Annotated in this window: 10 protein-coding genes; 8 read left to right on the forward strand and 2 right to left on the reverse strand. The window is 42.4% G+C overall.

Annotated features, from left to right (window positions below; translation table 11 throughout):
- Positions 1–15 precede the first annotated feature (15 nt).
- A complete protein-coding gene (locus C825_RS15605) occupies positions 16–2,640 on the reverse strand; it encodes a TonB-dependent receptor plug domain-containing protein (RefSeq protein ID WP_010803146.1) in 2,625 nt (874 codons plus the stop codon).
- A 152-nt stretch (positions 2,641–2,792) separates the two neighbouring features.
- On the opposite strand from C825_RS15605, the gene C825_RS15610 reads away from it, so the two are divergent.
- The 4 genes from C825_RS15610 to C825_RS15625 all read left to right on the forward strand — a co-directional run bounded on the left by C825_RS15610 (position 2,793) and on the right by C825_RS15625 (position 5,258).
- Positions 2,793–3,908, forward strand: a complete 1,116-nt coding sequence (locus tag C825_RS15610) for a helix-turn-helix transcriptional regulator (protein ID WP_010803147.1) — start codon at positions 2,793–2,795, stop codon at positions 3,906–3,908.
- Between the two features lie 196 nt (positions 3,909–4,104).
- Complete coding sequence (locus C825_RS15615; protein ID WP_010803148.1) at positions 4,105–4,509, forward strand: LytR/AlgR family response regulator transcription factor; 405 nt, start codon at positions 4,105–4,107, stop codon at positions 4,507–4,509.
- 71 nt (positions 4,510–4,580) lie between these two features.
- Positions 4,581–4,718: a hypothetical protein gene (locus tag C825_RS15620; RefSeq protein WP_010803149.1), complete on the forward strand. Its 138-nt coding sequence runs from the start codon at positions 4,581–4,583 to the stop codon at positions 4,716–4,718.
- A gap of 12 nt (positions 4,719–4,730) precedes the next feature.
- Positions 4,731–5,258, forward strand: a complete 528-nt coding sequence (locus C825_RS15625; RefSeq protein ID WP_007656660.1) for a contractile injection system tape measure protein — start codon at positions 4,731–4,733, stop codon at positions 5,256–5,258.
- Positions 5,259–5,374: 116 nt separating this feature from the next.
- Here C825_RS15625 and C825_RS15630 read toward each other — a convergent pair whose 3' ends face one another.
- Positions 5,375–6,118, reverse strand: a complete 744-nt coding sequence (locus C825_RS15630; RefSeq protein ID WP_010803150.1) for a NigD1/NigD2 family lipoprotein — start codon at positions 6,116–6,118, stop codon at positions 5,375–5,377.
- Between the two features lie 614 nt (positions 6,119–6,732).
- Here C825_RS15630 and C825_RS15635 point away from each other — a divergent pair.
- The 4 genes from C825_RS15635 (at position 6,733) to C825_RS15650 (ending at position 12,038) form a co-directional block, all read left to right on the forward strand.
- Positions 6,733–8,868: a DUF4469 domain-containing protein gene (locus C825_RS15635; protein ID WP_162201416.1), complete on the forward strand. Its 2,136-nt coding sequence runs from the start codon at positions 6,733–6,735 to the stop codon at positions 8,866–8,868.
- Positions 8,869–9,141: 273 nt separating this feature from the next.
- Positions 9,142–10,716 (forward strand): PD-(D/E)XK nuclease domain-containing ATP-binding protein, encoded by a 1,575-nt coding sequence (locus C825_RS15640; RefSeq protein WP_010803153.1) that lies wholly within the window; start codon positions 9,142–9,144, stop codon positions 10,714–10,716.
- 96 nt (positions 10,717–10,812) lie between these two features.
- Positions 10,813–11,598 carry a fimbrillin family protein gene (locus tag C825_RS15645; protein WP_010803154.1) on the forward strand — a complete coding sequence of 262 codons (786 nt, stop codon included), beginning with the start codon at positions 10,813–10,815 and terminating at the stop codon, positions 11,596–11,598.
- A gap of 74 nt (positions 11,599–11,672) precedes the next feature.
- A complete protein-coding gene (locus C825_RS15650; RefSeq protein WP_010803155.1) occupies positions 11,673–12,038 on the forward strand; it encodes a DUF4906 domain-containing protein in 366 nt (121 codons plus the stop codon).

A 12,038-nucleotide genomic window follows, 5' to 3' on the forward strand; every position in this document is an offset into this window, starting at 1 on the left:
GATATTAAAACTCTTTTAAAACCGGATCGTCATCTCGGCTCCATAATATAAACCGGGATTTTGAATCGTATACTGTTGTGTACTGCGGGTATATTTCTTTGGATTCGATTGTGTGAAATTATTGGCACAAAAAGCCACCGATACATAGCGGCCTATATTTTTCGTCACCCGGAGATTCAGCAGGAAATAAGGACCGAACGAATCCTCCTGATACCGGGTCTCTGTCCCTGCATCCAGCACCAGGTCTGCGAAACGTTTATCGTTTGCCATTTCCGGAGTGAACGGATGCTGTACGCCTTCGCTATCCATATAATATACCGGGTTAAGATGTTTATGGTGCTCGGTGTCGGTCATCGGATCTCCATCTATCCGGTTTCCGTTATCATCAACCAGATAAACGGGATTATTGTAATTACTCTCCATGCTACGGCGTTGTTTATCCATCCATACGGCTTGTAATGTCAACGTGGTGATCAGACCGATGCGGGGTAATTGGGTAATGAACTGGAAGCGGGTATTGAATTGTTTCCATATCCGCAGGTTGGAAGCAAAGTGGTCCGATTCGTAAATGCCAACGTACGGATATGATTTGCCATTAAAATCTGCCTGTGGATATATGGCCGAAAGGGCGGTATTCTTTTCATGCAGATTCAGATAGCTGCCGCTGATAAGCAGCGATGTATGCAAAGAGTTCCAATGTCCTACGTCGAGCGTATATTCGATACCTTGTTTCAATTGCTCGATACCATTCTCAGGAGAGGTGTAAGTGGCAAAAGTCGCATGAGTAGTGTAGGAGAGAGGTTTCCCGTTGTTCACTATGCCATCGGAGGTCAGTTCGGGATGTTCTCCCCTGCCGATCAACTGATCGTAACGGCGGTATGTAAACGGTTCAGCTTGCTCTGTCGTGCTGAACCCGTTGCGAAGATGCTCCCTGAACCATACGACATCGGCTGTCATTTGTCCGAGTCGTAAATTAAGTCCTAATTCAAATTTCCGGTTTACCGGCAGGCGCAGATCAGGATTAAAAGTCCGGCTGGTCACGAAAGTATGCATTACGGTCAGCCGTTCGCCGTTCTCTATGTCATTATAAGTGAAGCAGTTTTGATCGGTATAGGATTTGTCCGGATATAAATACGCCAATACGGGCATCTTATGCATCAATCCCCAACCGGCACGTATACTGAGATGTTTCAGCATAGCATCGTCTTTCCGTTCCACCAGGATTTGCCTCACATTGATACGCGGGTCTGCTGCCGGAGCATAGTGTAACGCCTTTGTTTGCAGTTTGGTAAGACGTACACCCAGCTGTAGCTCAGTCCGCATCTTTCCTGAATGGAAAGTGACTTTATCTTCAGTGAAGGCTGTATATTGATGTACGAAAGGAATGCTGCTAAAAGAGCGGGTACGCATCCGGAGCATTTCCAATGTCGGACGGAGCGGATCAAACCGAATGCCTTCTCCACGGTTACCTTCCGTTCCTATTTCCACACCTGCCATGAAATGATTATATACATTATTATATAGCGTATTCCTGAGATTTGCCGTAAGTGAAGCATCCGCAGATAAAGGTTTCCCTTCTACCGAAAGGTCACTGAAATAGTTGGGTGCCAAAAAGACGCCCGCCTGTTCACCCGGCAAGCGGGTATAAGTAGTAACTTGCTGCGTCCCCGAATAGTATGTGCTCGATTTGTTCTTTTGACAACTGTAAGTCAGCCCGGCATGATACTCGAGATTCGAAATCCAGGATTTGTTCAAATCCCACCGGCCGTTTGCCGAAAAGGAGAAACCTCGGTTGAAGGCTTTCTGATATTCTCCGTCAATCGTATTACGTCCTCCGCCTCCTTTATCCTGTATCCAGTATCCCCGCAAATTAGTACGGAGTGTTGCTGTTTCAAAATCTTTCGCATGAGCAATTTGAACACCTACCCGTTGAAATGTCTGTTCCGGTAACCGGGGATCTTGTGATGAAAGTGCATAATCTGCTCCCAGATGGAGAATGCCTCCATGAGTTCCAATTTCCATTCCTTTACTTATGGAAGCCAGTTTTTCAGTAGCCGTGAAGCGGAGTCCCACTGCATAGGGTTGCACCCCAGCCTTTGAGTTTACCAGTACTATGCCGCTGGTAGCATCCCCATAGCGGGCAGAAGGTACACCGCGTATTACCTCTACAGACTCGATGGAAGCCGGAGAAATCGAACGTACATCAAATCCGGAAAGGACCGAACTGTTAAAGAGACTGCCTTGCCCTTCAAGCCCGAGCTGCTGCATATTCATATTATTGTTCATTCGCATTCCATCCACCAGTATGGCTGTTCCCAATGCATTTGTCGTATTCTCGTATGTAGCACTGCGGATCGTAAAAACTGCCGGAGAATTCAAATCGGGATTGCGGGTAAGTACGCCAGGCAATAATTGGGACAGATCAGACAGGTCGGTAGCTTGTATATGGCGGATCGCATCCTGACCAATCAATGAACTGGTACCGGGGGCATCAGGCTGGGTTGCTGTGACAACCACCTCCCGAAGCCGGACGTTACGGAGAGTGTCGGATGGTGCCAATTGTTCTTGCCCGTTAATTATCAACGAACAAAAGATGAAAAATAGTACCCCTAAAGCTTTCGTACAACAAATCTTACTCATCTTCTCACCTTATAGATAACCTAGCATTAAAGCCTTACGGCAGCACAAAATAAGTTATTTTATTTTGTACAATTATTGTCTGAGGATAAAAAAATCAAAGAAAGCTGCATTTCTCAACTTTAGTCAGTACATTTGTGACCAACAAGTTTATTATGTCATTACTACTATTTAAGATATTAGTTATTTGTACCTCCTTACTCGCCTGGGCTGTTTTAATCATTGCCGGGATTTGTTTGCTACAATATAGCAGATATAACAAAAAGGTCATACTTTTAACTTCCATAGCATGGGTTCTTTGTTTAGTTTCTTTTTATAATAGCTGGTATGAAGGACTCTTTCTTTTCAAAAAGATCGCTCTTATTCCCTGCGTGAACAGTTGGGCTTTCACATTACTTACTCCTTTGTTTTACCTGTATTTTCGTTTCAGGATAACTAACCAGTTACCGGATGCACGGCAATGGAGACGGCATCTGCTTCTCCCTGGAGTCTTGATCGGCGTTTATATCGGGATGACTTTGTTCAATCCGGTTCCCGATAAGCTAATTTATAGCTGGTCTGAATTCGGACTCAATAATTCTGCCTGGTGGCCCTATTTCCGTATTGGTTGCTATTTATCTTTAGCTGTACAATTATTAGTTTATCTTCCACGTATTTTGAATGGAGTAAATGATGATAATACTCCACAAATGCAACTTATTAGAAAGGACTTATTCTATCTTTTATGTTTCTATCTTATTTCTATAATAAGTATGTTTACTTCCTGTTATGTATGTAATATTCTATATAATATATCAACTATTTTTATAGGTGGATATCTATTGAATCAATCTGTATTTTACCGGACTGTAAAACGTAAAATAGGTTTTTATCTATTACCCCATTTTTTCACCAAAACCAGACAGAAGAACGAGATCCCCATTCCACTTACTCCGGAAAAAGAAGAAGAGGAGGTGATCCGTTTATTAAAATCACCCAAATACTTGCATGATCCTAATTTGACACTTAAAATATTAGCAAGTGGACTGGGTATGAATGCGACTTCGTTAAGTTTATATTTCAGTCAGCAGTTGGGAATGCGTTTCCCTGAATATGTAACCGCTCTTCGTTTGGATGAAGCGGAGATATTACTTTTGAATTCAGATATAAAGGTGATCGATGTTTCTGAATTAGTCGGTTTTCAAACGTCATCATCATTCTATCTGGCTTTCAATACCCGACATCATATGCCTCCTTTGCAGTGGAGAAAGAAAATGAAGGCGAAGTCCTGACAAAGGTATTCTCAAATTATATATTTCTTTCTTAAATCGTAAACTTATACCATTTGATATATAATCATAGTCTCTTGTTAATCAATTAAATATATGTAAAATTAAATAAGAAATCCATTGGAACTATCCGACACCCTTTCCTAGTACCTTTGTATACATAACCGGGGCCCATAAAGCCTCTTTAATATGATACAAAATGAATACACTCAACTTTGACGAACGAACATTACAGGAGGCTACTGCCAATGCTGTAGGAGGTGTGGATAAAAACGTAGTGGATAGTATATTTATCAGAATACAGGATCACTTCCGAAAAATATTGTTCAGTGATATCCTCTATATAGAAGCATCAGGCAGTTATTGCACTTTCTATTTACAGGCAGGTGCTAAAGCGACAGTTGCATACACACTGACGGATACAATGCAACATCTGTCGAAAGATTTGTTTATCCGGGTACATCGTTCTTATATTGTCAACAAGAATCATGTCGTTGGTTATATCGGTAATATATTTTATATTGGCGATCAAACGGTCCCTATCGGCAGACAATATAAAAAAGATGCGTTATCTCGTTTCAATATGTTGGGAACAATTAGTTGAATAACAGATCTAAAAAACAATTGAATAAAACGAAGATTGTAACCTAAATTGTTAATATAAGAACGATAATTATGGTAGAACAAAAACAAGATACTACAGATGCTTATGCGATAAAACTTGATGCGCCTGCTTTTTTGGAAAACAACAAGGATGAAGTCGAACTTGAAACTATAGAATTCACATATGATAAGTTAGAACGTAAACAATAAAAAATTATTACAATGGAAAATTCAAATGCACAGATTTTTAAAGTGAAAAATGCCGGGATCGTTTTAACAACTCCCTTTTTACCAATGTTTTTTTATCGGTTAGGATATTTAGCGGATTCCCGTAGAGAGTTTATTGATAAAGAAAAGCAGATTCGGGGAATTTTTTTGTTACAGTATCTGGCTACATATTCATTAGAGGTAAAAGATTCTGAATTAATGTTATTTAAGATAATGTTAAATTATCCGCTATCCGATCCCTTGCCTTGCAATATTGAACTGACAAGTAAAGAAACTTCTTTAATTGATGAACTGTTGAACAGCCTAAAGATAAATTGGAGTAAAATGAAAAATGTTTCTAATAGAGGCTTTCAGGAAACATTCCTGAGACGGGAGGGAGTATTGGAGGATATGTCAGATTATTGGAACCTGAAAATGGAAGAAAAACCTTACGATGTTTTGTTGGATTCAGTTCCCTGGTCATATTCAATGGTGAAATATCCTTTTCAGGAAAAACTTATACGGGTTAATTGGAGAAATTGATATTCTTTCTAATATAGAAAAAAGACATTATTATATGTAAACAAAAATGCTATGTCTTAAGTGAGACATAGCATTTTTGTTTTAGCAGATTTAATCTGCTTCGTCTGTTACACTATTCATTTTAAATTCAGCACACTCTTATCGCCTGTAATTTCTACTTTTGCAGGAGTAGATTTACGAGTGCAGTAGTCAAACTCTGCCGATTTATCGCCGCTGAACGATTTCCATTTCAGTTTCAGCTTAACAGTCTTACCTTCTGTGTCCGGCAGTTCATCCAGTTTGAAAGCGACCAATCCGTCACCTTCTGTTCCGTAGACATCTCCGTAAGCATTGTGACGAAACTCTACTTCATAAGGATTAGCCGGATCTTTACTTACCAGTAAGTTTACGAAATGAGCCTTGCTACGATCTCCCCACAATGTTCTGAAACGGAGTGTCAGGTAGCCATCTTCTGCAATTGTTACCCAGTCCTTAATCATTTCTACCGGGTCTGTTCCATATACAGAATCGTTATCCACTCCCAGATCCGGAGCGATTTGTTTTGTCAGAATACTGTCTATCCAATTAACATGGACAGCTTTAGTATAGCCTTCACTAGGTTCGTTTACTACACTGAAATTGACCAGTGCTCTAACTTCTTTATCTCCGTAAGGCGAAGAGGTCAGATTTGCCGGTAATAATGTTGTTGAGTCATCCAATTGCAGGAAGAATGAGTTATCACTAACCGGTTTTACTGTCACAAGGGCGTTTGGCGTTAGATACCCATAATAATAGTTATCATCATCATCCAAACAAGATTGAAAGGTTAAAGAAGTAAATAAAACTCCCGTGGCCATTAAAAATAATTTCAACGTCTTCATAGCTTAATATCACTAAATTATTAAATGTTTATACCAATGAAGATGGATAAGAGCCTGAAAATGCTGCAAGAGAAGTTGATAAAATATATTAATAGAAATTTATACACCTATTGTATCTCCTGATCAAAGAGAAAAGGTATGCCTTGTAGTCCTGTGAAAGATTGTGCCACTTTTTCATGTGCCTGAACGTGATTGTTAATGTGCGTAAAAAAAGGAAAGAGAGTATATGAAAAATACGGTAAAAATAAAAAGCAGAGAGTTTGAACGACAGTTTGAATCTCAACGGGAAGCGAAAAAAGTGAAAATACCTTTCTTTTATAAGAAAGAGAGACTGTATCAAAATGATTGATAATCTAACGTTATCGGCGGCTAAAGTAGCAACTTTTAACGACCGGGGCAAGGTTTTCAGGTAGTATTTTGCTACAATTTGATAATATTGAAATAACGCCATCCTTTTGGGCGTAGAAGTTTTTTGATTTACTGCAGAGTGTAATGTGTTGAAAAACAACGATTACACGGATAGCGTCAGTCCCAACTCTCTTTCTTATAAAAGAAAGAGATTCTGACGAAATGTTAAAACGGCGCTTTTGATGTAGTAAATTAATGATAAAAGGATGGCAAGTATAGGACAAAAATTAGAAACGAAAGGAGTTATTATGACACTCTTATCACTGGTATTAATAAGCACAGGTTGCGAAGACAAAATCGACTCTCCGACGGTAAATCCGTCGGAAGGAAAGACGGTGGAAGTAACGCTCAATCTCGGTATTGCCGACGAAGAAGACGGGGCAGGAGCAACCGCTTCGCCGACCAGTAAGGCAGGTAGCAACAGCCGTTCGGCTTTGGAGGCCGTTCCTGTTTATGGTATGCAGACCAAATCAGGAACAGATATTCCTGACAAACTCTACAATCTGGAAATCTGGCAATATGATGGAAGTGGAAAGCAGATTGGCGGTAAAGCACTAGGTAACGTCACTGTCGGTTCAACTTTTACAGCTAGCCTGAAGCAGGCAACCGGATGCAAACTTTTGCTTGTCGCCCGGGGGGCTTCCGCCGATTTCGAATCACTATCCGGTAAAACATTATCTGAAGTGCAGAACATGACAGTGAAAGCGAAGGAAAGCAATATCAATGCCATTGCGCCCAATGCTATCGGTAACAGTCTGGCCAATATGACTTATTACCTCTATTTGGAAAACGTCAATATCACCTCCGCCGGTAAAATCGAAAGTCCGGCAGGCCAAGACGTCCGCCTGTTGCTCAAACGGCTGGCCACAAAAGTAGAATTAAACTGGACTTTTGCCTCGGACATGACTCAAAAAGGCTATACCCTGAAAGAAGTCAAACTCTGTCAGGTTCCTGCCCATTACCGCTTGACAGGAACAGAACTGGATAATGCCAACAGCGCGAAGACCGTTTGGATTCCCGCCAATGCCCGCGGCATATCTTCCTATTCCAATTCCCCTTATTACCGTAATAAGACGAACGCCAACCCAGCAGCCACTTATGCCGAGTTTGTGGTAGACAACAGCGAAAAGAAAGAACGCCTCTACTACCGTGTCTATTTAGGCGGCAACGAAACCGACGATTTCAACCTACTGGAAAATACCAACTATCATTGGACAGTCAATATCAATAAGGCCGACTATGTCAACGACCCACGCATCCAGTTGCTCGACCAGACACCGGTAAAAAGCACCAACGAACAACCGACTTCCAACTGCTTCATGATGCTTCCGGGTACGAACATCTGCTTTAACCCCTATAAACATGAAGCGGGAGTGAATGGGTGGAATACCGAACTGACAACCGATGGTTCGATCAAGGATGGAAAAGAAATTAAAAAGGTGAAAATACTCTGGCAAAACAAAGATGCCGGAACCAGTGGTGAACTGGTAATGGGTTATCCGATAAGTGAGAGTGACCACAGTAATCTGGTGAAACTCACGAATGGAGATATTGCGAAAGATGCACGTATCCATCTGAAAGTACCCGTTACCAACGGAGGAAACGCTTTGATAGCCGCATATGGTACGGATGACAAAATCGCTCTCTGGAGCTGGCATATATGGGTTTCAGATTACGTGCCGGCATTACTTGGGAGTTTTACTGCTGGTGATGCTACTAGCCGGACCAAGGCTATCGAAGCAGCTCAGAATACCACCCGGGGCGGAATAGTACATACTTATCAAGGTGCCAGCTGGACACAAGAGTCGGGTGCTTTCTATAAAAAAGTCATCATGGACCGTAACCTGGGTGCTTTCGAGAACTCGGATGCCCAGTTCGACCCGGCTATCCACAAACTGACATTCGACATCGTTCCGACGAAGAAACTTCGCGATGCCTTGAAAAACGTAAAAGTGATCAACATGGGCACAAAAGCCGACGTGGCCCGTATCAGGCTTGTTACCGATACCCTGACCGGCCTGTTCGACGGATCGATTACGGCAAGCGAAGATATTATGATTACGGGCAATAACATCAAAATAACAGGCGACGAGGCTGTGGTAGGCGTTTTCTTCGTTGCTGGCGACGGCACAACGACCAAAGTGACCCGCCGTCTCACCCAGAACGACCCCAGCAAGGTGATCGCCCGTGTTCCGGCGTTGGCCAACGGCAGCTATACATTGCGTATCGTCACACAGTTCAGCCAAAGCAGTACGACTTTGAAAGAAGCACGTACCCTGGAATATCCAACGAAACTGGTGGTAGGCGACTCCGGCAGCGGAGATCGTCCTGAAATCGAATGATTTGCTGGGTGGGTCGATGTAGCGTTGCATCGACATCAAGTGCAGCGTTGCATCGACATCGAGTGTAACGTTGCACTTACACCCAGTGCAACACGGCATCGACTGTCGATGCAAAAACAAGCGTTCTTTGACATGATGAGATTGATAAAGAAAAGAAATAATGTGCCAATGTGCCAATTTAGAAAGAAATGAACTATTTACTATATCCATTGGTATATGCAACATTAGCATATTATTCTTATCTTTGTGTTCGTGCTTAAAAACAACAGAGACATGGAAACAACACCGATCAGAAAACTCCCGGTAGGGATACAGGATTTTACCTCTTTGAGGGAAGACGGATATCTATATGTAGATAAGACTGCATTGGTTTACAAAATGGTAACGACCGGCAAACCTTATTTTCTGAGCCGCCCGCGCCGTTTCGGTAAAAGCCTGCTGCTTTCCACGCTCGAAGCTTATTTCCTCGGACGGAAAGACCTGTTCAAGGGACTGGCTATCGAACAACTGGAGAAAGAATGGAAAGTGTATCCGGTGCTTCATCTGAGTCTCAATGCGAAATTCTACGAAACGAAAGAGAGCCTGGAACAAATACTGGATGATCACCTGGTTGCTTGGGAAGATAAATATGAAATCACAAAAAAGAAGGAATCAACTAATTACGAAGGTCGTTTCATGCAAATCATCCAACAAGCCTGTGAGAAAACAGGGGAGAAGGTAGTCGTTCTGATCGACGAATACGACAAACCTCTGTTACGTACATTATTTAATGATGACCTGCACAACGTTTACCGCGAAATGCTGACCGGCTTTTACACCGTCCTGAAAGATGCTGACCGCTACCTGCGTTTTGTATTTATCACCGGAGTGACAAAGTTCTCGCAACTAGGTATTTTCAGTAACCTGAACCAACTGATAGATATCAGTATGGCTCCCGATTATGCAACGGTTTGCGGTATGACAAAGGTAGAAATCGAACGCGACTTCCAACCCGAACTGGCTGCCCTTGCCGCCATGAACAAGCTGACATACGAACAAACAGTAAATGAACTGACGAAACGTTACGACGGCTATCATTTCTCGGAGTTCCGGACAGAGGGTATCTTTAACCCTTTCAGTGTATTGAATGCATTACTACAGAAACGTTTCAGCAGCTATTGGTTTGCTACGGGAACCCCTACGATGCTGGTCGATATGCTGAAAAAGACAGACTACGATCTGCGCCAGCTGGACGGCATAGAAGTGCCGGCAGCCGCACTGACCGACTACCGGGCGGATTTTCAGAACCCGGTGCCGATCATTTATCAGAGTGGGTATCTGACGATCAAAGATTATGATTCAGAATTCAACTTTTTCCGTCTTGGCTATCCGAATGCCGAAGTGGAATATGGATGGTTAAACTTTATCACACCGTATTATACGTCTTTATCGGAAGCGAATGCTCCGTTTTATATCGGTAAGTTCAGCCAGGAGTTGCGTGCCGGTGATGTCGATGCATTTATGGAACGGCTGCGTGCTTTCTTTGCAGACATTCCCTATGAACTGAACGACCGGACCGAACAGCATTACCAGATAATCTTCTATCTGGTCTTCAAACTGTTGGGGCAATATATAGAAGCCGAAGTTCGCAGTGCCCGAGGGCGTGCGGATGCAGTGGTAAAAACAACCGACTACATCTACGTATTCGAATTCAAACTGGACGGTTCGGTAGACAAAGCCCTCCAACAGATCGACGACAAAGGCTATCTGATCCCATACACAGTCGATGGCCGCCAGTTAGTCAAAGTCGGCGCCGACTTCAACAAAGAAGACCGCAATATCGGTGAATGGAAAGCCGTTTTCTGTTGATAGGCGGGGTTCGCGGCAGGTGAAAATATAGAAATAAATGAGCTATCCCGTTCCCGTGCCCGACACGGGATCGCAAAGGCACAAACCGTATCCTATATGTATGGTTCACCGATAGGATCGGGTGACTATGTAGTCAATGAGGCCGGTACTGCTGTGGCTGCCGATGATATAGGCTTGACTCTTTACCGCGGAGAATATGATATTTACCTGGTATCCTATAATAGTCAGGATTTTTATCCAACAGCTAATGGGGCAAAGAATCTGATCGAAGTATCCAACGGCAAAGATTTTATGTATTCAAACCTCAAAGGCATCTCTGTCCAACCGACATCGGCTGGCGAAAACATGATGTCGGTTACCTTGCCTGAACCGTTTACACGGCTTTGCTCGAATGTGGTCATAAAGGTACAAGCGAATCGTACCCAACCGGTTTCCGTATCAACATTAGCTGTTTCATCAGTAAATATTACTAAGCTCTCCTGTAATTTATCCTATCAGATGGGGGAAACGGTCTGGAACAATGGTGAAACTGTTCCACAAACAGGTACTGCCGGATTGGGTGAGACAGACTTCTCTAATGGCAACAATGATAATGTACAAGCCGGTCGTGAAAATACAACACCTTTAGTGATACTGCCATTGATAGGAACCGATCCGTTGGAGTTCGAACTCAATCTGAATATAGGTTATATGAAAAATGGTAAACTGACACATAAAATATTCCCCTACAGGCCAAAGGTATATAAATCATTCCTTCCGGGAATGACATACGAGTTCGAATTCACGTTGACATTCTTCGGAGACCAGGAACCGACAGACCTTTCACTGGCTATTCTGGAATATACGACTGTAAAATTTTCGACAGACGAAGTCGGCAAATAATAAAAAGGAGGAAAAGAAATGAGGATGAAACAAGTGGCGATGCAACCGTTAAAATATATAACCTTCCTCAAAATATGGCAACCTATAGGGCAGCAGGGACAAATGAAAAAACTTATCCTACTGCCACCCAGCAGGGAAAGAATCAGAAAGAAAATGGTCCGGGAAGTGAGTCCGACAAGTTAGCCGGATGTACTTATATTGAACTGGCCGGTATTTACAAATATGATCCATCACATACCGACGGTGTAAAAGTGAAATATACTTTTTACCTGGGAGGAAACTTCACGAACGACTATAACATAGCCCGCGATTATTCTTATGACATTACATTCAGGATTGCCGGTCCCAACAGTGCCGACGTGCGTGTAGAGATCACCGATGGGAATGTGGCTATTTTTGATGAAGTAGATGTAATAAAAAATATCATTGTTGATTTTTAA

This window comes from Parabacteroides sp. ASF519, assembly GCF_000364265.2.
In the GTDB taxonomy this organism is placed as follows: domain Bacteria; phylum Bacteroidota; class Bacteroidia; order Bacteroidales; family Tannerellaceae; genus Parabacteroides; species Parabacteroides goldsteinii.